The following is a 20,497-nucleotide window of genomic DNA, read 5'->3' as shown; positions in this document are numbered from 1 at the left end:
GTCGTAGTGGTCATCGGGATCGCGCGTGCTCATTGCGTCACCACCACGGTCGCGTGCATGAACGGATGAATCGAGCAGACATAGGCGAAGGTGCCCGCCTTCGAGAGGTGAAGGTGTAGGTCGCGTTGTTGCCCAGCGTCGGCGAGCGGAAGCTGCCGTCGTTGGCGACCACGGTGTGCGGTTCCTCGTCATGGTTGGTCCAGGTCACCGTGGTGCCGACCTTGACGGTCAGGGAGCTGGGGCCGAAGGCGAAATTGTCGATGGTGACGGCATTCGGGCCGGCCGGTGCCGCCGCTGGGGCGGACGAGCCCGGCACAGACATGCCGGGCATACCGGTCGGCCCGCTGCCGTCCGGCACCATGCCGGGCGTAGCGGTGCCGGAAGCGAAGGTGATGCCGGGAGCGGCATTGTCGGGGGCCTTGCCGCCACCGCTGGAGCTGCACGCGCCCGCCGTCAGCAGGGTGGCCGCGGCGGCGAGGGCGGCAAGGGCGACGCGCCGGGGGCTGCGGGTGGGTCTCATGGGTGTCCGGGCCTCCATCCGGGATGGGTCCGTTCGCTGCTGCGAACCGGTCATCTGCAGATAGGGGCGGTGGTTACACGAGTCGGAAACCGCTGTGCCCGTTGGCTCTTGAGATCTATGCGGGCTCGGTGGGCGCGAAAACCTCGATGGTGCCGTTGTTTTCGCGGACCTGGACCAGGGGTAGCGGCGCGGGGGCCACCGGCAGTTGATGTGTGACCACCTGGCCCTCGATGGAGAAGGAGGTGGAGTGGCAGGGGCAGCGCAGCCGTTCGGCGGGCGCGTCCAGCCACAGCTTGCAGCCCTGATGGGTGCACACACCCGAAACCGCGACCGGAATTCCCTTGTCGCGGCGCACGAATCCGTTCACCGTGCCGACGTCGAAGGCGATCGTCGCGCCCTCGGTGAGATCCGAGGAGCGGGCGACGGCCAGCCACGCGCCGGTATTGGGGGACAGGGGAGCCTGCTTCGCGGCGGGTGGGGCGTCCGGTTGGCCGTGGCCGATCAGGGTGCGGTCCACCACCGCGCCGACCGTCGCGGCGGCCGCGGCGGCGGAGGTGCCGATCAGCAGATTGCGGCGGCGGTAACCGGTGGCCGGACCGCCGATCGGGTGCACCGCGGCGGGCTCGTCGTCCAGTTCGGCGGCGAGGCGGCGTTGCAGGCCGCTCAGGAATTCCTCGCTGGGCGCGTCGCTGCCCAGGCGCGCGGCGCGCAGTTCGATGGCCGTGCGCATCTCCTCGGCCTCGGCCTCGTCGGGGGAGAACCCCGTGGATTTCTTACCGGCCAGCAGCTCGTCGACGAACCGCCGCACTTCCCGCCCACTCACCGCACACCTCGCTCATTGCGCTGGGACGCCATCTGCAACGCCCGAAGCTGCAACACTTTCGCATTCGCCACCGTCACACCGAGGCTCTGCGCCGCCTCCTTGACCGAAAGACCTTGCAGGAAACGCAGTTCCAGGATGGCGCGATAGCGGTCGGGGAGTTCGGCCAGCACCGCCTTCGCCCGGCCCTCGGCCCCGGAATCGGGGAGTTCCTCGGGCGGATCGTCGGCGATATCGCCCTCGATCGTGGTGATCTCCCGGCCCATGCGCGCCTTCCAGTGCGCGGCCAGCACCGTGCGGGCCGTGGCGCGCAGGTAGGCCCGCACCTCCGGGGCGCTGGCGGTGATGCGCAGCGGTTTGAGCGCTGCCGTGAACACCTCGGCGGTCAGATCCTCGGCGTCGGGCTTGTTGCCGACCTTGCCGAACATCAACGCGTACACCCAGGTGACGTTATCCCGGTACACCGCTTCCCAACTGGCGTAGCTGTCACCGGCCACCAGCCGCAACTCCCGACCCGAGCCGGAACTCGTGGCGGGCCGCGTCCGGCGCTCGGATTCCACCCCTCGCACCATGAACCGCCGCTTTCCGCATAAACCGAATACAACGACGCGTGTTCACGCCTGTCAGTAGATAGCGAACGGGGTTACAGTGCGGCGGTTTCGGCGGTTTCGGGCACGGTTCGTCCCGGTCGAGGCCGGACGCGCGACGGCCGGGATGCGCTCGTGGCGCACCCCGGCCGGGGAAATCGCGGATCTAGCGGGCGGGGCGCAGCAGGGTTCCGACCATGATGCCGCGCACGGTCTTGGCGGCGACCACGGCCCAGGCCGCCACCAGCAGGGCGTAGAGGGTCACGGCGGTGACCGCGAACAGGTTGGCCCCGGTGTGCTGGTACAGGGCGGTGCTGCCGGTGACGCAGCAGCCGAGGGGGAAGGTGAAACCCCACCAGGTCAGGTTGAAGGGCATGGACTTGCGGGCGTGCCAGGTCACGGCGATGGCGAGCACCAGCCACAGCATGGCGAATCCCCAGGCGGGAATGCCGAACAGCATCGAGAAGACCTGCAGTCCGGTGGCCTGGTCCTGGTCGAACACGGTGGGTGCGACATTGGCCAGCGCACCGGAGGCGGTGACGCCCTGGCCCAGCGGGCCAAGCACCAGCCAGACGGTGGCGACCATGCCGACCGGGGGCAGGCCGTGGTGCAGCAGGCGCGACCAGATCAGGGTGATGGTGACCAGGGCGGCGATCAGGCTCAGGCCGAACATGGCCAGGCAGAGGACGAACATGGTCAGGCGGGCCTGGCCCTCGGGGGCATAGGGGACCAGCAGCGCGCCCAGCGCGGCCGAGACCATGGGCGGCACCACCGGCATCAGCCAGCCGCCGAAGGCCGAGTCCGGGTCGAAACTGTGCCGGGTGATCATCCGGTAGGGGATGCTGGCGGCGGTCAGCAACCCGAAAACGGTTCCGGCGGACCACAACACCCAGTCCACGGTCAGTGCGGCGGTCAGTCCGATGACGTCCTTGCCGAGCATCAGGGTTCCGGCGCCGACGGTCATCAGCGCCATCGGCACCGCGCCGTAGAACTGCATCATGATCGGATGCATCCCGTGCCCCCGTGCCTCGTCGGGGTACCGCCGCCAGTGCAGCACCCAGGCCCCGGCCAGCACGATCAGAATCACCGAGGCCAACCCCCACACCACGGTGGCGGCAGCGCGCAAGCCGACGAACTGCAAGGGCAGAGTGGCCGCGGCATTGGCGATGATCCCGGTGCCCATCACCACGGCGAACCAGTTGGGAGCCAGGTACCGAATCGGCTCCCAACCCTCCCGCTCACCCGCCCGCGCGGACGCTCCGGCCCGGGTTGCAGGGACTGCATCAGCGGTGCGGCGGAAGGACAAAGTGGTCATGCCTCAACCTTCGCCGACCCCCACATCCCCCGGTAGCAGTCACAATCCGATGCATCCATAGACCCGCCCTATGCCCCTCCCCGGACCCGCCCTGTGCCCGCCGACAGGCTTGCGCTACCTCCCGACCTCCTTGCGGAGGACCTCGAGGAAGGCTCGCATCCACTGGGGGTGGTCGGGCCAGGCGCGGCCGGTGATGAGGTTGCCGTCGATGTGGTCGGGGCTGTCGACCCATTGGGCGCCGGCGGCGAGCACGTCGGGTTCGAGCGCCGGGTAGCTGCTCGCGGAACGGTCTCGCAGTACGCCGGCGGCGGCCAGGATCAGCGGTCCGTGGCAGAGTGCGGCGATCGGCTTGTGGGCGGCCGCGAAATGCTGGACGATGCGCTGGCAATCCGGATCTCGGCGCAGGTACTCCGGGGCCCGGCCGCCCGGAATGACCAGTGCCGCATACTGACTCGGGTCGACCTCGGCGAACGCGAGATCGGCGGGCCAGGTTCGGCCCGGCTTCTCGGTGTAGGTGTCGAAGCCCTCGGTGAAGTCGTGGACCACGAACTGGAGTTTCTTCCGGGTCGGTGCCGCGATATCGACCTCGTAGCCCTCCTCCAGCAGACGCTGGTAGGGGTACATGACCTCGAGATCCTCGGCGGCATCTCCGGTAATCAAGAGCACCTTCGTCATGGCGCACCTCCCAGGAAATGGTAGGCCGCGACACCCGGGCGGCGAACCCGTTTCCGGATCGTCAGCCGACCACCGAGGCGCGGCGGCCGGTGGGGACAGTGCGCAGGTGGCGGACCACCGCGAGGTCGGTGGGCTGGGCGCGATCGGCGTCGTAGCGTTCGAAGACGGCCGCCAATTCCGGTGACCAGCGGGCGAATTCGGCGCGGATGGGGCCCTCGGTCTCGAGTTGGCACACCACGCCGAGGGCGGTGAGGAAGGAACGCGCGAAGGGGGTGAAGTAGGCGGGCATGTCGAGTTGGCGGTGCACGTTGGACAGGCGGGGGGCCAGCACCGAGCGGACGTGGCCGCGCAGCCAGGCCGTGGTGAGGTGGAAAGTGGGCACGGTGAGCGGTTCGCCGACGGTGTCCAGGCCCTCGGCCAGCGCCGCCACATCATAGGGACGGCCGGGGCGGACGAAGCCGTGGCGGCGGATCGCGGCGTCCAATTCCGGTATGCCGCCGTTGAACGCGGCGTCCATCAGGTCGCCGACGAGCTGCTCGAAACCCGGGGGCGGCCAGGGCGTGCAGGCCCCGAAATCCATCACGCCCAGCCGCCCGTCGGGCAGCACCCGGAAGTTGCCCGGGTGCGGATCGCAGTACAACAGTCCGGTGCGCGACCACGAGGACAGCAGGAATCGGATGATGAGCATGCCGACGCGGCTGCGCTCCGCGGGCGCCCCGGATTCGATGATGCGGGAAACCGGTGTGCCGGTGAGCCATTCGGTGACGATCACATCGCCGCGCTGGGTGACCACATTCGGCACCACGAAGTCGGGGTCGTCGGCGTAGGCCGCGGCGAAGCGGCGCTGGTGCTCGGCCTCGGCGGCGTAGTCGAGTTCCTCGGCGACGCAGGCGCAGATGGCCTCGGTCACCGCGGGTACATCCGCGCCGGGCGCGAAAACGGTGGCCAGCACCGAGATTCGGCGCAGCTGTTCGAGATCGGCGAGCACCGCCCGGTGCGCGCCGGGGTACATCACCTTGACCGCCACCGGCCGCCCGTCCCGCCACACCGCGCGGTGCACCTGCCCGATGGAGGCCGCCGAGGCGCGCCGGTCGTCGAACTCGGTGAAGTGCCGCCGCCAGTTCTCGCCCATGCCCGCGGCCATGGCCTCGCACACGGTGCCGGGCAGCATGGTCGGCACCGAATCCTGGAGTTGGGCCAGGGCTGTTCGGTACGGCGCGGCGATCTCGGAGGGCAGCGCTAGTTCATACAGCGAGAGCAATTGGCCGAGCTTGGTGGCACAGCCCTTCAATTCGCCGAGCACCTCGAAAATGTGCTGGGCGGTACGCATCTGGATCTCGAGGTCGACCTCGGCGGCCGAGCGGCCCAGCGCCCGCTTGCCGACCCCGGCGACCTGGCGTCCGGCGAAAGCGACCGGGAGACCGGCGATTCTGGCATTGCGGACGGCGGCGCGCACGGGCGGCCGGCCCCCGTCCGCCCCCGGTACCCCGATTCGCCGGATCGACATTGCTCACCTCGTCGTGTGCTTACGGCACGACATTCCCGGGCCGTATTCCTTCCGGAGATACGTGACGACCGTCATGCCTGATTCGCGGCCCGCCGGGGGTGCATGCACGTGCAGTTTGGCACACGAAAGTCTAAACTGTCTGGGACGTATCCGATAGTTGTCGAAAGGTGACAGGATGGGTGCCCAGACGGTTGTCGCCGATGTGGCGGACGAGCTCGCTCGCCGCGTCGCGACCGGGGAGTACGCGCCCGGTGATCTGATGCCGTCGGTCCGCCAGGTCGCCGACGAATTCGAGATGAACCGGGCCACCGCGCAATTGGTGCTGGGGCGCCTGGAGTCCTACGGGTTCGTCGACGCGCATCGCGGGCGCGGATTCACCGTGCGCGATGTGCGCGGCGGCGGTGGGGTCGACGTGTACCGCAGGCTCTTCCGGCTCTCCATGCACGCGCCCGAGGTGGCCGCGGAGATGTTCGGCAATATCGTGGCGACCGAGCGCGCCGTCGTGCTCGAGGCGCTGCTGGATTACACCGAGGCCGAGCGTGGCATCGACCCGGCGGCGCTGACCGCGGCGGTCGACGAACTCGAAACCTGCGCCCGCGTTCCCGAGCCCGATCACGCCCGCCTGCTCGAGCTCGAGGTGGGGCTGGTGCGCCTGATACTCACCGATCTCGGCCACACCATGCAGCGCGCGGTGCTGAACTCGGTGGGGGAGATGCTGTTCGAGGTGCCCGAGGCGGTGGAGGCCTACTTCGCGGTCTCGCCCGACCTGCACGTGCTGGTGTGGCGGGCGCTGCTGGCGGTGTGGGAGTCCGAGGGCGGTCCCTCGCAGGCGCAGCTGGCGTTGTTCGAGGATCTGTTCGGCATGTACCACGAGAAGGTGCTGGCCGCATTCGACGAATTGGTCGGCCTGGATGTCGATTCCGAGGAGCAGCGGCACGGCGCTACGGCCTGAGATCGGGAAAATGTTGCGATACATACCGATTGACGTGGTGTCTGAGACAATTTAGGTTCGAGGGTGGGCGAGGCACCCGAACCCCATTGACGGCGAACCGAATCGAGGCACCCATGGCAGGCAAGAGACGGACCGGTCTGGCACGTTCGGCGAAACTGGCCGCCCTGCCCATGGGAATCGTGGCGCGCCGCCTGACCGCCACCGGCAAGGCCATCATCACCGGCGCGGAACGCGGCGCCGTCGACGAGGCCCTCATCGACAAGGCAGCCGACGAGGTCTTCCGCGTGCTCGGCGAACTCAAGGGCGGGGCCATGAAACTCGGCCAGGCGCTCAGCGTCGCCGAGGCCGCGGTCCCGCCGCGCTTCGCCGACCGCTACCGGGAGGCCCTGACCCGCTTGCAGAATCAGGCCCCGCCCATGCCGGTCCAGCAGGCCCATCGCATGCTCGACGAGCAGCTGGGCACCGGCTGGCGGGAGCGCTTCGCCGAATTCGAGGACCGGCCGGTGGCGGCGGCCAGCATCGGCCAGGTGCATCGCGCGGTATGGAAGGACGGCCGCGTGGTCGCGGTGAAGATCCAGTACCCGGGCGCGGACGAGGCCCTGATGTCGGATCTCAAACTGCTGAAGATGCTCTCGGGCACCTTCGGCGTCTTCATGCCCGGTGTCGACGTGCGCGCGCTCATCGACGAATTCGTCGAGCGCACCGCCGATGAACTCGACTACCGCATCGAGGCCGAGCATCAGCGCCGCTTCGCCAAGGCCTTCGCCGACGATCCGCGCTTCTTCGTCCCGAAGGTGATCGCGAGCGCGCCGAAGGTCATGGTCACCGAGTGGATGGACGCGGTGCCGCTGAACCGCATCATCGCCGAGGGCACGGTGGCGCAACGCAATCGGGCCGGTCTGCTGCTGGCCGAGTTCGCGCTGAGCACCCCGGCGCGCGTCGGCTACCTGCACTGCGACCCGCACCCGGGCAACTTCCAGCTGCTCCCGGACGGCCGCCTGGGCATCATCGACTTCGGCGCGACCATCGCCCTGCCCGACGGCCTGCCCCCGGTCGTCGGCGAACTGGCCCGCCTGGCCATGGCCCAGGACTACGACGCCCTCTTCGAAGCCCTGCGCGCCAACGGTTTCGTCCGCCCCGGCCACGACCTCGACCCGGCACCGATCAAATCCGTGATCGCACCCCTGGTCGCCGAACTGCACGGCCCCACGCTGCACATCACCCGCCGCCTGCTCCAGGACCACATGGCCCGCGCCACGGACGCCAAGAACATGTCCGTGACCAACACCCTCGCCGTCCGTATCCCACCCGAACTCCCGGACCTGGTCATGCTCGGTCGAGTGCTCGGCGGAATCATCGGTGTCTGCGCCCAATTGGACGCCGAGGGCCCCTTCCTCGCCCAGGTCGAACAGTGGCTCCCCGGCTACGCCGCCGAGGGCGAGGCCGCCTAGTAACGCCTGCTCAGCCCCCGGCCACCATGGCCGCGGTGACCAGTGCGGTGATCACGGCGATCGCCATGACGACCAGGATCACCCGGGCGCTGCGGGTCGGGGGTTCGGCGGGGGTCCGGTCGGTCATCGAGCTATCTCCTCAGTGGAATCGGTGGTGCTGGGGGATCATCGTATTCGGGCGGCTCCCAATACGTTTGGAGTCCGCGACGTTGGGGCATTATCTCGGCCGCCTCCCGGGCCACGCCGAGGAAACCGGGGTGGTCGATCACGAATCGCACGACGTGGTCGACCTCGGGTCCGGTGATCACCCGCATGAGGGTGCGGGTGGTGCGGGGGAAGGCGCGCGTGAGGCGGTGAGCCAGCCACGATTCCAGGCGGAGCGGGACCAGGGCGCGGTTGTGCTCGGCCGCTTCGACGATCTTGCGGCCCGCCCGGTCGGGATGCATGCCGAGCAGCGTCATGCCCTTCACCACGAGCTGGCGGGTGATGGCGACCTGTTCGGGGCGCAGCGTTGCCAGGGTGGCGGTGGCGGCCAGATTGGTGGCGATCAGGCCGGGGCACACCACGGTCACCCCGATGCGCTCGGCGGCCAGTTCGGTGCGCAGGGTTTCGCTGAAATGCCGCACCGCCGCCGAGGTGAAGGCGTACGGGGTGCCCAGCCGCATCGGCGCGAAGGCTGCCATCGAGGAGACATTGACCAGCTGCCCGCCGCGCCCGCGCGCGGCCATCTGCGCGCCGAAGAGCTTGCAGCCGTGCACGATCGCGGTGAGGTTGACCGCGGCGATGCGGTGCAGATCGGCGGGCCGGATCTCGAAGAACGGCCCGCCGACCACGATTCCGGCATTGTTGACCACCACATCGGGGACCCCGTGCGCGGATTCCACGTACTCCGCGAAGGCCTCCAGCGCGAAGGGATCGCCGACATCGAGGGCGTAGGGGAAGGCCGAGCCGCCGGCCGAACGGATCAGTGCCACCGTGTCGTTCGCGGTCGCGAAGTTGATGTCGGCGACCACCACCTCGGCCCCGCGCGCCGCCAGCGCCTTGGCGGTACCGCGCCCGATGCCGCTGCCCGCACCGGTGACCACCGCGATCTCGGGGTGGAAGGGTTTGTGTCTCAGGCGCTGCATTCCGCTCCTCCGATGAAAAAGCTAGAGTGTACTCTGTCTGGGACAGTAGGTGTCAGCGGGGGAGACCACTCATGACAGGCTTCGACAACGAGGTTGTCGTCGTAACCGGTGCCGGGGAGGGCATCGGCCGCGCGGTGGCCCGGCACTTCGCGCGCGAGCGGGCCGTGGTCATCGTCGCCGACCTGGACAAGGACCGCGCGGTCGCAACAGCGGAGAGCATCACCGAATTCGGCGGCGACGCCACGCCCTTCGCGGTGGACGTGGCCGACGCGGCGGCCGTGGCGGACTTCGCGGAGGACGTGCGTGCCGAGTTCGAAGTCCCGAAAGTGCTGGTCAATACCGCCGGATACGCCACGGCCGGACCGTTTCTCGAACACACCCTCGACGAATGGGACCGCCTCATGGGCGTGAACGTCTGGGGATTGGCACACGCCTGCACCTCTTTCGGGCGGCAGATGATCGAATCCGGTGGCGGGCACATCATCAACGTGACTTCGGCGGCGGCCGACACCTCGATGCCGGTGAGCGCCGCGTACTGCGCCACCCGGGCCGCCGCCCGAATGCTCACCGAGGGACTGCGATTGGAGCTCGCCGGGACCGGTGTGCGCGTCACCGCCGTCGATCCGGCTCCGGCGGACACCGGAATTCACGAAGACGGCTCGGAGCACATCGCCCGCACCATCGTCCGGGTGGCGGGGCGCAACCCGCCTTCACCCATCCGCGTTACCCGCCGCCGCGTGCCGGCCCGCCTCGACGACTATCTGGCCGGAAGATTCGGGCGTGGCCGGAAGTCTCAGTAGCGACCGAAGAGCACCGCCGCATTGTGCCCGCCGAACCCGAACGAGTTGTTCAGCGCGAACTCGACTTCGGTGTGCCGCGGCTTGGTGTGCACCACGTCCAGATCCACCTCGGGATCCTGGTTCTCGAGGTTCAAGGTCGGCGGAATCACCTGGTCACGCAGGGTCAGCACGGAGATGATCGCCTCCAGCGCGCCGACCGCGCCCACCGAATGCCCGAGCGCGGATTTGGGCGCGTACACCGACGGGTGATTCCCGACCGCCGCGGCAATCCCCTTGGCCTTGGACAGATCTCCGATGCTGGTGCCGGTGGCGTGGGCATTGACGTGATCCACCTCGGCGGCGCTCACCCCCGCCGATTCGATGGCCCGGCGCATGGCCCGCGCGCACCCCAGCCCCTCCGGATCGGGGGCGACCATGTGATAGCCGTCGGCGGTGAGCCCCGCACCCAGCAGCCGCGCCAAGGGCTGCGCCCCGCGCGCCAGCGCGTGCTCCTCGGACTCGACCAGCAGCAGCGCCGCGGCCTCGCCGAACACGAACCCGTCGCGATCGCGATCGAAGGGCCGCGAGGCGCGTTCGGGCTCGTCGAGCCGGGTGCTCAGCGCCCGGGCCATGGAGAACCCGGCGATGGCAACCGGATTGATGTAGCCCTCGACCCCGCCGGCCACCACCATGTCCGCCTCGCCCAGCACGATGGACCGCCACGCGTGCACCAGCGCCTCATTGCCCGACGCGCACGCCGACACCGGCGTGACCAGGCTCGCGCGCGCCCCGATCTCCAGCCCGACCACTCCGGACACGCCATTGGGCATGGACATGGGCACTGCGAACGGCGACACCTTGCGATAGCCGTGGTCGCGCATGGCGTCATTGGCGTCCACGATGGTGTCCGCCCCGCCCAGCCCGGTGCCGATGCACACGCCCAGCCGATCCTTGTCGACCTCGGGGCTACCGGCGGTGGCCCACAGGCGTTTTCCCATCACATACGACATTTGCTGCACGTAACACATGCGGCGCTTCTTGATGCGATCGAGCTCGTCGGTCGGATCCGCCGCGAGTTTGCCGCCGATGGTGACCGGCAGGTTCAGCTTCGTGATGTCCGGATCGGTGAGGGTGGCGATACCGCTGGCCCCGGATAGCAGTCCCTGCCAGGTGCCCTCGGTATCGGGGGCGATCGAGGTGGTCATTTCCACCGCCGTCACCACTACACTGCGAAATCCGCCGTTGCGGGTGGAGAAGTCTGCCAGGCTATTCACTTTTCGTATCCTTTGCGACCAATTGGCTATTCCTGCAGAGGTTTCGCGAGCGCTTGCGAGGCTAACCCGAGAATCCCATTGCGGCAGGACGACACTCAGATGCGAGACGTCAGACCCTTGATGGCCGCGGACAGGAAAGGCCGGACGAACGGCGCGGCCCAGCGCAGCGGCAGGCCCGCGCCCAGGCGCGGCCGGAAGGCAATGGTCCAGGTGAGGGCGGAGCCGCCGGTGGTTTCGGCGAGCCGGTAGTCCTGTGCGAAGGCGTCGATGGCGAAGGGAATCGAAATTCGCGTGCCGGTGACGCCGAGTTGTTTGTGCGGTGCCACGGTGACGACTTTTTCCGCGCAGGCGAACAGTGTCGCGTCGAAGGTGCGCGTCGCGCCCTCGCGGCGGTAGTCGTCGAGATAGCGGATCCCGCCGACGAACGGAATCCAGGAGAAGGCGCCGTCGAGTTGCAGGGCGTCCCAGACCTTGTGCGGCGGGAAGGGGAATTCGCGCCGCACGGTCACGCGGAAGGTCGCCTCGCTCAGAAATTCGTCGAGTTGTGCGGAGGACAGTTGCCGCACCGAGAATCCGGCCCCGGCCACGACCGCCCGGGACCAGCCGTGCAGGACGGCCGCCGCGATTCCCGCGCCGAGCGCGCCCAGTACGAGAATCACGGCGGCGACGATGATGATGGTGGGCATTGCGCTGCTCCCTGACTACCGAATTGTCTCAGACAGAATAGGGTCGGTGCTGGATTCCCGCCAGGCATCGCTGGTTCTTCCGCGCATACTGCTGTCCACCCACACGCGGTCTCTGGTCGGCGGGCAGTCTCGCCTGGCACACTTCACGCAGCAGCGACTGTGTGGGGTGTGTGGTTGATGGTGGATATCGATTCCGGCCGGGCCGGCAAGGTGATCCGGTTTCCCGGGCGAACGCGGCGTGCGACGGGGATGCCCCCGACCACCCGGATCGGCCGCGACGCCAAGCTCGCCACGGTGCCGGTCGCCTATGCCGGGCGCTGGGTCGCCGGGCGCGGGCGGCGGCTGATGGGCGCCTCCGCCGCCGAGGTCGAGCACGATATCCAGCTGCGCACCGCCGAACACCTCGCCGACGTGCTGGGCGAATTGCGCGGGTGCGCGGCCAAACTCGGGCAGCTGGCCGGACTGTTCCGGGCCGCCATCCCGTTCGAGGCCGCGGAGGTCGCCGGGCGGGCGCTGAGCCGATTGCAGGACTCCGCCCCGCCGATGATGCCGATCCTGGTGCACGGGGCCCTGGAACGCGGCTTCGGACCCGAATGGCGGCGGCTGTTCCGGGAATTCGAGGACCGCCCGGCCGCCGCGGCCTCACTGGGCCAGGTGCACCGCGCGGTGTGGCACGACGGGGGCGCGGTCGCGGTCAAGGTCATGTATCCGGGCGCGCGCGAGGCGGTGGCCGCGGATCTGTCGCACCTGCGCGGCCTTTCGGGGGTGCTGCGCGCGCTCATGCCCGGCGCGGATGTGGACGCGGTGATCGCCACCGTGTGCGCCATGGTCGGCGACGAACTGGACTACCGGCGCGTGGCCGGATATCAGCAGCGCTGCGCCGACGCCTTCGCCGGCGACCCGGACTTCCTGGTGCCCGCGGTGATCGAGGTCGCCGACGAGGTGCTCATCAGCGAATGGGTCGACGGCCGTCCGCTCACCCGGCTGGTCGAATCCGGACCTCCGGCGGAGTTGAGCCGCGTCGGCCTCGGGGTGTTCCGCATGCTCGAGGCCATGGCGCGCCGCTGCGGAGTGCTCTATGCCGACGTGCATCCGGGGAACTTCTTCGTGCTCCCCGACGGGCGCATCGCCGCGGTCGACTTCGGCGCGTGCGACAAATACCCGGACAACTTCCTGACCATGCTCATCGATATCGGCGACGCGGTCTACAACGGCGGTCCGGCGGAGCTGGACGTCGCGCTGCGTCGGCACGGATTCGTGGCCGCCGGGCAGGAATTCGATGTCGAGGAGCTGATCCGGGTCGTCGAGCCGTTCAAAAGGATTCCGCTGCAACCGGATTTCCGCATGACCAGCTCCTGGCTGCGGGAACAGGTGACGGCCATCGCCACCGTCCGCCTCTCGAATGTCTTCCGGCAGATGACGCTGCCGCCGGATCTGACCACCTTCGCGCGCAAGGTCGCCAGCTGCATCGCCCTGCTGTCGCTGTTCGAGATCGAGCACCTGTCGCGGGAACTGCCGGTCTGGTGGCCGGAGGTGTCCGCGGCGGTGCGGCGCGACGAGGAGACGGTCGCACCGCGAGCCGCCGGATTGCCGTAGCCCGCAATCTTCGGATAGATTGTCTGGGACAGGCAGAGGAGGGGGATCGCCACATGAGCTCGGCTCCCGTAATTCCGCGACGCTGGACCGCGGCCGACATACCGGACCAGACCGGCAGGACCGCGATCGTCACCGGCGCCAACAGCGGTCTGGGCCTGCGGACCGCCGAGGCCCTGGCCGCCAAGGGCGCGCGGGTGCTGCTGGCCTGCCGCAACGAGATCAAGGCGGTCGCCGCCGCGGCCGTCGGCCCGAAACCCGAAGTGCTGCCGCTGGATCTGGCCGATCTGGCCGCGGTGCGCCGTGCCGCCGACCATGTCGACGTCAGCGTCGGCGTCGTCGATCTGCTGGTCAACAATGCCGGAGTGATGGCGGTGCCGCGTTCGCGCACCGCCGACGGCTTCGATGCCCAGTTCGGTACCAATCACCTGGGGCACTTCGCCTTCACCGGCGCGATCCTGCCCGCGCTGCTGCGGGCGGAGCGGCCGCGGGTGGTGAACGTATCCTCGATCGCCGCGTGGGGCGGCATCATCAATCCGGTCGATCCGAATTGGCGACGGCTGTATCTGCGCTGGCCCGCCTACTCCCAATCCAAGCTGGCGAACCTGCTTTTCACCGCCGAGCTGGATCGGCGCGCCCGCGCCGCCGGGACCGCCCTGATCGCCACCGCGGCGCACCCGGGGCTCTCGGCGACCAACCTCTACGACCGGAACGGCGAACGGGGTCTGGCGGGAGCGCTCGCCGCGGTTCCGCAGCAGATCCTGCACAGCCTCGCCCAGCCCGACCGAATGGGCGCGCTCCCTCAGCTTTTCGCCGCCACCGTCCCCGATCTGCCCGGAAACACCTATATCGGACCGGGATTCGAGGTGGCCGGATTCCCGCGCCGGACCTTGCGGAACCCGCTGGCCTACAGCCGCGCCTATGCCCGCTGGCTGTGGAGCCTGAGCGAACGGCTCACCGGTGTCCGATACGAGTGGCCCGAGGTCAGCGACGCCGCAGCAGCACCCCGCGGATGAAGGCGGCCTGACCCGCGTGCTGGATGTCGTCGTCGATCACGCTGATCAGGCGGACGCCGAGGGTGACCGGCGGATCCCAGCGGGTGTCGACGATGCGGGGGAGATCGGCGTCGGTCAGCTTCGAGACGTACTCGAGGGTCTGGGCGTGTACGGCGTCGAAGTAGCCCAGCAGCAGCTCGGCCGGAACGCCTTCCAGCCGGGCCACATCCGCCGAGGTGTGGGCGTATCCGGTGGCGGCGTCGTCGAAGGGCAGGCCGAAGCGTTCCGCCCAGCCCGCGGCGGTCCACACCTGCTTCAGCCCCGCCACCTCCGCGATGTGGTCGTCCTGTACGCGGGTGAGATGCCAGATCAGCCAGGCGATCGAGTTGGCGTCGGGATCCAGCCGGGCCGCCAGCTCGTCGGTGGTGAGCCCGGCCACCGCCCCGTGCACGTTCTCCCCGACCCGTCCGAAACCGTCCACCAGCAAATCAGCACTCGTCATGACCCCATCCAATCACCGTCGGCCACAGGTTGTTCCGGGAACCACGAGCCGCGGGCGGGCTACAGGCTGAACGCGACCGCGCGCAGTACCAGGACGGCGATGAACACGACGGTGAACGCCAGATCGATCTGAACGCCGCCGAGCCGGACCGGGCGCAGCACCCGGCGGACCGGGGCGATGACGGGCTCGGTGAGCCGGTGCGCGATCTCGCGGGGCTTGCGGACGCCCTGGGGGTTGTCGCTGAGGGTGACGATCCAGTCCAGGATCAGGCGCGCGATCAGCACCAGCATGAACAGGGTCAGGACCAGGCCGAGTAGGCCCCCGATGAACGACATGGCGAACTCCTTCGTAATGGCCGCCCCTACGCTGATCAACGCCGCGGGGGCACCGAAAGTGCCCCCATCGTGCGTCATGATCGCGACGTTCGCGGGCGGGCTCGCCGAAGCCGTGCGAGAATTCGGGCTGCTGTTTGCCGGGCTCACCCCGAGATCGCACAAGGAGTCGACGTGAGCAAGAAGTACCTGATCGGCCTGCCCGTGGCCGTATTGGCGGTGGCGCCGGCCGTCGGCATGGTCGCCGCCGCGCCCGCCGAGGCCGCCGTGCCGACCTACACCTGCAATGCACAGACGTGGGCGGGCGAGACGCTGCCGACGCTGACCATCGAGGCCAAGTGGGGCAAGAAGCAGGCGACCGGCGTCGCCCAGACCACCTGGGGCGGGGTCGCCAAGTACGCCACCATCGATTGCCAGAAGAACAACTGACTCCGATACGGCCGCGCGGCTAGATGGCGCGGCGATGGTTCAGATAGGCGAATGAGGCGAGGCCCAGCGGGATCTGGCACCAGAAGGTGAGGAGCCGGAATCCCAGGGCTGCGCCGACCGCCACCCCGGCGGTCAGACCCGCGACGGCGGTCAGGCCCGCGGCAATGGTGATCTCCTTGGTGGCCACGCCATTGGGGGAGGGCAGCAGCGGGGCCAGGGCCACGGTCACCAGTTCGACCACGAAGGTGTCGGGCAGGCTGAGGTCCGCGCCGACGGCGTGCAGCACCGCCCACAGCGCCACCACCATGAGCAGCGGCTGCAGCAGCGCGCAGCTCCACAGCGCGGCGGCCTGCCTGGGCCGGACCGCGGTGGCGGCCACCGATTTCCAGGCGAATTCCGCATCCGAGCGGGCATGGCGCAGGCGCGCGGGCAGCCCCCGCCACCCGCCGTGCGCGCGCACCCGGCGATGCAGGGCCAGCGCCGCCGTGGCCACCAGCGCGGCGGTCACGAGCAGCGCGGCGATCATGATTCCGGCCGTGCGCCAAGGATTCTCGCCGACAGCGTGCTGCCACCAGCTTGCGGCGCGGGCACCCAGGTCGTGCCACGGCGGTTGCGCGCCATTGCGGCTCATCAGGCCCGGCGCGGCCAGCGCCGCGATCACCACCAGCGGGATTCGCACCACCAGTGCGGCGAAACCCATCAGCGCCATGGAGGCGAGCGCGCCGGTGTGGCTGAGCCCGGTTCGGCGCAGGAAGCGTAGCCGCAGCAGCAGCGAGGCGGCGGGGACCAATCCGATGGCGGGCACCGCGAGTTGCAGGGCGAACAGTTGCCGGGCGGAGGTGTCGGCGGGGATGGATCCGCGCAGCATGAAAACCGAAGTGGGCCAGAGCGCCAGGGTGGCCAGCGCGGCCACGATCAGCCAGCGTGGATCGGCCCCGGCGAGGGCGTGCAGTCCGGCCAGCACCGCCTTGCGCTGCCAGACCGCCGCGGCCGCTATCGCCACGGTGAAGACTATGGTCGGCAATGCTTTTCTCGCCGCTGCGGACTTCGTCGGCGCTGCGGCCGTTGGCTCCGCTGTGACCTCTGCCGCCGCTGTGGGATCGGCCTTTCTCGCCGCTGCGGGAACGGCCGCCATCTGCCCCCTCCTCAGGTAATGCAGGCGTGATTTCCCTGGTGAATCGCGTACGCGCGGATCAACATTAACGCGCGGCGCGGCGCGGGGATCGGCATTGCGCAAATCGCCGCGGCTTTGCCCGAATAGTCGCAAAAGTTCTCGGGAACGGAACGGTCGTCTTGAAAGCGCCGCAGAGCGATTCGCGCGACATCCGAGTAGGCTCGCGAGCGGATGCGGATCGGTCGCCGGGAACGGCCCAGATCCGGACAAGTCGTACAAGCAGGGACACGACGTGGCTGAATCCACGACCGCGACGGCGGTATCCACGACGGCAACGGCAGCATCGATGACCGCGACGGCAGTGCTGGCCGAACTGGAGCCGGTGGCGGAAGCGAATCTGAACCGGCACCTATCGATGGCCAAGGAGTGGCACCCGCACGACTACGTGCCCTGGGACGAGGGCCGCAATTTCGCGGCCATGGGCGGAATCGATTGGGAGCCGGAGCAATCCAGGCTCGACCCGGTGGCCCGCGCCGCCATGATCACCGATCTGCTCACCGAGGACAATTTGCCCTCCTATCACCGCCTCATCTCCGAGTCCTTCTCCCGGGACGGCGCGTGGCGCACCTGGGTGGACCGCTGGACCGCCGAGGAGCACCGGCACGGCATCGTGCTGCGCGACTACCTCGTGGTCACCCGCGGCGTCGATCCCGTCGCGCTCGAACGGGCCCGGATGACCTGCATGGGCCACGGCGTCGACGACCCCGCCGGCACCGGCGACCACGCCGTCCTGCACGGAGTCGCCTATGTGACATTTCAGGAGCTCGCCACCCGGGTCTCCCACCGCAATACCGGAAAAGCCTGCCGGGACCCCATCGCAGACCGCATTCTCACCCACGTCGCCGCGGACGAGAACCTGCACATGGTCTTCTACCGCAATATCTGCGGCGCGGCGCTGGATCTGGTCCCCGACGACGCGCTGGCCGCGATCACCGCCGTCATCGAGAACTTCCGCATGCCCGGCGCCGGCATGCCCGACTTCCGCCGCAACAGCGTCCTCATCGCCAAGCACGGCATCTACGACCTGCGCCAGCACCTCGACGAGGTCATCCTCCCCGTGCTGCGCAAATGGAACATCTTCTCCCGCACCGACTTCACTCCGCGCGGCGAGCAGACCCGCGAGGACCTCGCGTCCTACCTCGACAAACTCGGCAAGGACGTGGTCCGCTTCGAGGAACAGCGCGCCCGCGCCCTGGCCCGCGACGCCGCCCGCGCCGACCGCTGACCACCGCATCGCGCCGGAATGTGAACAGCCACTGCGTTATCCACATTCCGGTTTTCTCGCCCTGCCCTCCCACCCGACCCTCGCTACTGTGTGGACGACGAAGGGGGAAGACATGACAGACATGCTCCGCACCGATCTGACGGCGCTCCGAATCATGGCCGCGGGCATCCGCAACGAGGCCACCGCCATCGCGGCCATCGACCCGATCGACCTCATAGCCCAGGTCGCCCGCGCCATGCCGAACTCCGCGACCGGTTCGGCCGCTCTCGGCGTCACCGAACCGCTGCTGGCCGCCCTCCGCCGAATGTCCACCCACCTGAACACATTCGCCGACACCGCCGATCACGGCGCCACCACCTACGAGGAAACCCAGCACAACCTCGAAACCCAGCTGGGCACCTATCTACACGGCACCTCCTGACCGCCCCGTCCGCACGGCCTCGGTGCCCCAGCTGTTCTCGCGGAATTCCCGTCGTCCCGGCCTGAGTCCGGTCGGGATCCACACCAGCGGTTTTCGAGCGGCCGCGGCGGATTCCGGCCGAAGCGCGCCGGTGACGGGGCTGCGGCATCAGCCCGCAAACCGGGGTGCACAGGCGGCGGACGATATCCCGATCGGCTGATGGCGGAGCGGAGGCACAGGGTCTCGGCGGGACGGGACGCACGGCGGGCGGTTGCGGCGGGCGCTGCTGGCGGCAGGAAGGCGTTTCCGGCTTCTCGGGGACCAAATTCGGTGGCTCGGACAGGCGGTGGCATGGCGAGGGCGGTGGTGTCACAGGTGCTGGGGTGGAGTCCGGGGGTCGCGGGGTCGGCCAGTGCGACTGTGGTGGAGGCTGATTCGGCGTTTTCGGGGGCTATCGGGCGGGTCGGGCGGGTGATCGATGCGGCGGTGGGAGGGTGGCAGGGGGAAGCGGGGGCGGCTGCGGCACTGCGGGCCGTGGAGTCCCAGGTGGCCGCCAGTCACATCGGGGCCGCTTTGGTCGAAGTGGCCGAGGCGCTGGCGGCAGCGGCGGCGCTCGAGCGGGTGTGCGAGCTGGTGCGGCAGATCGAGGGGGAGGCGCGGGCCCACGGGTGCCGGATCTGCGAGGACGGGGCGGTCACGGCGCCGCGGTCGGATACGGGGAACGCGGTGTTGGACTTGGTGTTTCAGGCCGGGTTCGATGCCACGGCGGCGGAACTGGAGGCGCGGTTGGGAGCCCTGCTGGATGCCGCGGGGGAGACCGATGAGCAGGTGGGGAATCGGCTGCGTGCCGCCGGGGAGGCGCTCGAGGTGTTGAACGCCGACCCGCGCGGGGGCGGGCCCATACGGGTGGCCGGTTTCCTGGACGGCGCGGTGAATCTGCCGGAGGACCCGAAAGAGCTTTGTGCACTGTGGAATTCGCTCCCGCCCGCCGATCGGGACGCACTGTTCGCCGCGGATCCGCTGATCGGCGGCCGGGACGGGCTGCCCGCGCTGGCCCGCGACCACTACAACCGGCTGGCCCTGGCGCGCCTGCGGTCCGCCGCCGAAGCCGAGGGGCGGCGGCTGGCGGATCGGCATCCCGACTGGGCGCGCGGTGCGAACCTGCCCGCGACCGCGGACGGGTGGAGTCGGCAGCGGCAGTGGGAGGCCGCGCGGGAAGAGGTACGGACGCGGCTGGCCGGTTACGCGGCACTGGCCGATCAGATCGGCACGAGTGCGTCCGGGCGGTTGCTGCTGGGCGTCGACGAGCGTGGACACGGCGTGATCGCACTGAACAATCCCGATACCGCCGCCAATGTCGCGACCTTCGTGCCGGGCACCGGCTCCCCGCTCACCGCGATCGGGGTGGGCATGGACCGGTGCCGGGCGCTGCTCGACGCGGCACGGCGCGCGGATCCCACGGCGAAGACTTCGGTCATCGCCTGGTACGGATACGACGCGCCACCGGATGTCGGGGATGCCATGGCGGATCGGCGGGCCAGGGCGGGCGCGCCCGCCCTGGATCGATTCGAGGCCGGACTGCGGGCCACACACGCCGGGATCGCGTCCCACAACACCGTCATCGGGCACAGCTACGGGAGCACGGTGATCGGCGCCGCGGCGTCCGGAGCTAACTCGCTCGCCGCCGATGCGGTGGTGTTCGTGGGCAGCCCGGGCGTCGGTGTCGGGAACGTTTCGGAATTGCGCTTGGAGGGTATTCCTGCGGGCCGCAACGGTGCGCATGTGTTTGCCACCGCCGACCAGGCGGACCCGGTGCCGAGATTCGGTCAGTTTCTGCACGGGGTGGATCCGGTGGATCGCGAATTTCGCGCAACAGTTTTCACATCTTCGGGGCCGAGTATCGACCTTCCGGTGCTGCGCGCCTTGCCGATTGATGTGCTCGCCCACGGAAACTACTGGGAGCCTGGCAATCCAGGGCTCGCGATCCAGGGGGAAATCATCGCGGGCCGCCCTCCGCACTGAGCCCGCACCCGCCGTTCGTTGCGTCGTGATAGCCGTAACCGCTGGTTGCGGGTTTGTAGCGGACGTTGTCGAACCGGTACCCTGGGCGGCTGACCAAACAGGTCTGAAACGGTTGGGTTCATGCTAGTGTCC

20 protein-coding genes and 1 pseudogene are annotated in these 20,497 nt (G+C 69.3%); 9 read left to right on the top strand and 12 right to left on the bottom strand.

What is annotated here, in order from left to right:
- Nucleotides 1-29: 29 nt before the first annotated feature.
- From NS2_RS24125 to NS2_RS24100, 6 genes and pseudogenes are all read right to left on the bottom strand, one after another.
- Nucleotides 30-331, bottom strand: a pseudogene (locus NS2_RS24125) (cupredoxin domain-containing protein).
- A 304-nt stretch (nt 332-635) separates the two neighbouring features.
- A complete protein-coding gene (locus NS2_RS24120) occupies nt 636-1,343 on the bottom strand; it encodes a QcrA and Rieske domain-containing protein (RefSeq protein WP_033089642.1) in 708 nt (235 codons plus the stop codon).
- Nucleotides 1,340-1,912 (bottom strand): RNA polymerase sigma factor, encoded by a 573-nt coding sequence (locus NS2_RS24115; protein ID WP_081986138.1) that lies wholly within the window; start codon nt 1,910-1,912, stop codon nt 1,340-1,342. The genes NS2_RS24120 and NS2_RS24115 overlap by 4 nt, the downstream gene beginning before the upstream one ends.
- A 181-nt stretch (nt 1,913-2,093) precedes the next feature.
- Entirely contained in the window at nt 2,094-3,242 is a 1,149-nt protein-coding gene (locus tag NS2_RS24110; protein ID WP_081986137.1) for a TDT family transporter, read from the bottom strand.
- Nucleotides 3,243-3,356: 114 nt separating this feature from the next.
- Nucleotides 3,357-3,917 (bottom strand): DJ-1/PfpI family protein, encoded by a 561-nt coding sequence (locus tag NS2_RS24105; protein ID WP_033089641.1) that lies wholly within the window; start codon nt 3,915-3,917, stop codon nt 3,357-3,359.
- Nucleotides 3,918-3,978: 61 nt separating this feature from the next.
- Nucleotides 3,979-5,424 carry an ABC1 kinase family protein gene (locus tag NS2_RS24100; protein ID WP_045438743.1) on the bottom strand — a complete coding sequence of 482 codons (1,446 nt, stop codon included), beginning with the start codon at nt 5,422-5,424 and terminating at the stop codon, nt 3,979-3,981.
- A 175-nt stretch (nt 5,425-5,599) separates the two neighbouring features.
- Between NS2_RS24100 and NS2_RS24095 the strand changes: the two genes are divergently transcribed.
- Entirely contained in the window at nt 5,600-6,376 is a 777-nt protein-coding gene (locus NS2_RS24095) for a GntR family transcriptional regulator (protein WP_033089640.1), read from the top strand.
- Nucleotides 6,377-6,489: 113 nt separating this feature from the next.
- Nucleotides 6,490-7,827: an ABC1 kinase family protein gene (locus tag NS2_RS24090; protein WP_033089639.1), complete on the top strand. Its 1,338-nt coding sequence runs from the start codon at nt 6,490-6,492 to the stop codon at nt 7,825-7,827.
- Between the two features lie 131 nt (nt 7,828-7,958).
- Here the strand turns inward: NS2_RS24090 and NS2_RS24085 are convergent, their stop codons facing one another.
- The gene (locus NS2_RS24085; protein ID WP_052086766.1) at nt 7,959-8,954 is read right to left on the bottom strand and encodes an SDR family NAD(P)-dependent oxidoreductase; all 996 of its coding nucleotides are present in this window, start codon (nt 8,952-8,954) and stop codon (nt 7,959-7,961) included.
- Between the two features lie 71 nt (nt 8,955-9,025).
- On the opposite strand from NS2_RS24085, the gene NS2_RS24080 reads away from it, so the two are divergent.
- Nucleotides 9,026-9,754: an SDR family NAD(P)-dependent oxidoreductase gene (locus NS2_RS24080; protein ID WP_052086765.1), complete on the top strand. Its 729-nt coding sequence runs from the start codon at nt 9,026-9,028 to the stop codon at nt 9,752-9,754.
- On the opposite strand, the gene NS2_RS24075 is transcribed toward NS2_RS24080, so the two are convergent.
- Together NS2_RS24075 and NS2_RS24070 are read right to left on the bottom strand one after the other, a co-directional pair.
- The gene (locus NS2_RS24075) at nt 9,748-10,998 is read right to left on the bottom strand and encodes a KasA/KasB family beta-ketoacyl-ACP synthase (protein ID WP_036547099.1); all 1,251 of its coding nucleotides are present in this window, start codon (nt 10,996-10,998) and stop codon (nt 9,748-9,750) included. The two genes, NS2_RS24080 and NS2_RS24075, sit on opposite strands and share 7 nt — an antisense overlap.
- Before the next feature lie 104 nt (nt 10,999-11,102).
- Nucleotides 11,103-11,693, bottom strand: coding sequence for an SRPBCC family protein (locus tag NS2_RS24070; protein ID WP_033089638.1), 591 nt, complete (start codon nt 11,691-11,693; stop codon nt 11,103-11,105).
- Nucleotides 11,694-11,870: 177 nt separating this feature from the next.
- On the opposite strand from NS2_RS24070, the gene NS2_RS24065 reads away from it, so the two are divergent.
- Nucleotides 11,871-13,289, top strand: a complete 1,419-nt coding sequence (locus NS2_RS24065) for an ABC1 kinase family protein (protein ID WP_143161272.1) — start codon at nt 11,871-11,873, stop codon at nt 13,287-13,289.
- A gap of 53 nt (nt 13,290-13,342) precedes the next feature.
- Nucleotides 13,343-14,302 (top strand): oxidoreductase, encoded by a 960-nt coding sequence (locus NS2_RS24060; RefSeq protein ID WP_052086762.1) that lies wholly within the window; start codon nt 13,343-13,345, stop codon nt 14,300-14,302.
- Here NS2_RS24060 and NS2_RS24055 read toward each other — a convergent pair.
- Nucleotides 14,271-14,783 carry a mycothiol transferase gene (locus tag NS2_RS24055; RefSeq protein WP_033089637.1) on the bottom strand — a complete coding sequence of 171 codons (513 nt, stop codon included), beginning with the start codon at nt 14,781-14,783 and terminating at the stop codon, nt 14,271-14,273. The two genes, NS2_RS24060 and NS2_RS24055, sit on opposite strands and share 32 nt — an antisense overlap.
- Nucleotides 14,784-14,842: 59 nt before the next feature.
- Nucleotides 14,843-15,196, bottom strand: coding sequence for a YggT family protein (locus tag NS2_RS24050; protein WP_230464572.1), 354 nt, complete (start codon nt 15,194-15,196; stop codon nt 14,843-14,845).
- Nucleotides 15,197-15,289: 93 nt separating this feature from the next.
- Here NS2_RS24050 and NS2_RS24045 point away from each other — a divergent pair, with 93 nt between their 5' ends.
- Complete coding sequence (locus NS2_RS24045; protein WP_033089635.1) at nt 15,290-15,544, top strand: hypothetical protein; 255 nt, start codon at nt 15,290-15,292, stop codon at nt 15,542-15,544.
- Nucleotides 15,545-15,563: 19 nt separating this feature from the next.
- Here NS2_RS24045 and NS2_RS24040 read toward each other — a convergent pair whose 3' ends face one another.
- Nucleotides 15,564-16,547: a lysylphosphatidylglycerol synthase transmembrane domain-containing protein gene (locus tag NS2_RS24040; protein ID WP_033089634.1), complete on the bottom strand. Its 984-nt coding sequence runs from the start codon at nt 16,545-16,547 to the stop codon at nt 15,564-15,566.
- Nucleotides 16,548-17,004: 457 nt separating this feature from the next.
- On the opposite strand from NS2_RS24040, the gene NS2_RS24035 reads away from it, so the two are divergent.
- From NS2_RS24035 to NS2_RS24025, 3 genes are all read left to right on the top strand, one after another.
- On the top strand, nt 17,005-17,943 hold the full coding sequence (locus NS2_RS24035) for an acyl-ACP desaturase (protein WP_033089633.1): 939 nt from the start codon (nt 17,005-17,007) through the stop codon (nt 17,941-17,943).
- 112 nt (nt 17,944-18,055) lie between these two features.
- A complete protein-coding gene (locus NS2_RS24030) occupies nt 18,056-18,364 on the top strand; it encodes a hypothetical protein (protein WP_033089632.1) in 309 nt (102 codons plus the stop codon).
- A 525-nt stretch (nt 18,365-18,889) separates the two neighbouring features.
- A complete protein-coding gene (locus NS2_RS24025; RefSeq protein WP_161789510.1) occupies nt 18,890-20,365 on the top strand; it encodes an alpha/beta hydrolase in 1,476 nt (491 codons plus the stop codon).
- The last annotated feature ends 132 nt before the right edge of the window (nt 20,366-20,497 follow it).

It is taken from the genome of Nocardia seriolae NBRC 15557 (assembly GCF_007990715.1).
Lineage (GTDB): Bacteria > Actinomycetota > Actinomycetes > Mycobacteriales > Mycobacteriaceae > Nocardia > Nocardia seriolae.
This window is presented reverse-complemented; position numbering and strand designations above follow the sequence as displayed.

Bases quoted from the DNA above. Each gene is read 5' to 3' on its own strand.
- NS2_RS24115 (WP_081986138.1), bottom strand. From the start codon at position 1,912: ATGGTGCGAGGGGTGGAATCCGAGCGCCGGACGCGGCCCGCCACGAGT.
- NS2_RS24110 (WP_081986137.1), bottom strand. From the start codon at position 3,242: ATGACCACTTTGTCCTTCCGCCGCACCGCTGATGCAGTCCCTGCAACC.
- NS2_RS24105 (WP_033089641.1), bottom strand. From the start codon at position 3,917: ATGACGAAGGTGCTCTTGATTACCGGAGATGCCGCCGAGGATCTCGAG.
- NS2_RS24100 (WP_045438743.1), bottom strand. From the start codon at position 5,424: ATGTCGATCCGGCGAATCGGGGTACCGGGGGCGGACGGGGGCCGGCCG.
- NS2_RS24095 (WP_033089640.1), top strand. From the start codon at position 5,600: ATGGGTGCCCAGACGGTTGTCGCCGATGTGGCGGACGAGCTCGCTCGC.
- NS2_RS24090 (WP_033089639.1), top strand. From the start codon at position 6,490: ATGGCAGGCAAGAGACGGACCGGTCTGGCACGTTCGGCGAAACTGGCC.
- NS2_RS24085 (WP_052086766.1), bottom strand. From the start codon at position 8,954: ATGCAGCGCCTGAGACACAAACCCTTCCACCCCGAGATCGCGGTGGTC.
- NS2_RS24080 (WP_052086765.1), top strand. From the start codon at position 9,026: ATGACAGGCTTCGACAACGAGGTTGTCGTCGTAACCGGTGCCGGGGAG.
- NS2_RS24070 (WP_033089638.1), bottom strand. From the start codon at position 11,693: ATGCCCACCATCATCATCGTCGCCGCCGTGATTCTCGTACTGGGCGCG.
- NS2_RS24065 (WP_143161272.1), top strand. From the start codon at position 11,871: ATGGTGGATATCGATTCCGGCCGGGCCGGCAAGGTGATCCGGTTTCCC.
- NS2_RS24060 (WP_052086762.1), top strand. From the start codon at position 13,343: ATGAGCTCGGCTCCCGTAATTCCGCGACGCTGGACCGCGGCCGACATA.
- NS2_RS24055 (WP_033089637.1), bottom strand. From the start codon at position 14,783: ATGACGAGTGCTGATTTGCTGGTGGACGGTTTCGGACGGGTCGGGGAG.
- NS2_RS24050 (WP_230464572.1), bottom strand. From the start codon at position 15,196: ATGACGCACGATGGGGGCACTTTCGGTGCCCCCGCGGCGTTGATCAGC.
- NS2_RS24035 (WP_033089633.1), top strand. From the start codon at position 17,005: ATGACCGCGACGGCAGTGCTGGCCGAACTGGAGCCGGTGGCGGAAGCG.
- NS2_RS24030 (WP_033089632.1), top strand. From the start codon at position 18,056: ATGACAGACATGCTCCGCACCGATCTGACGGCGCTCCGAATCATGGCC.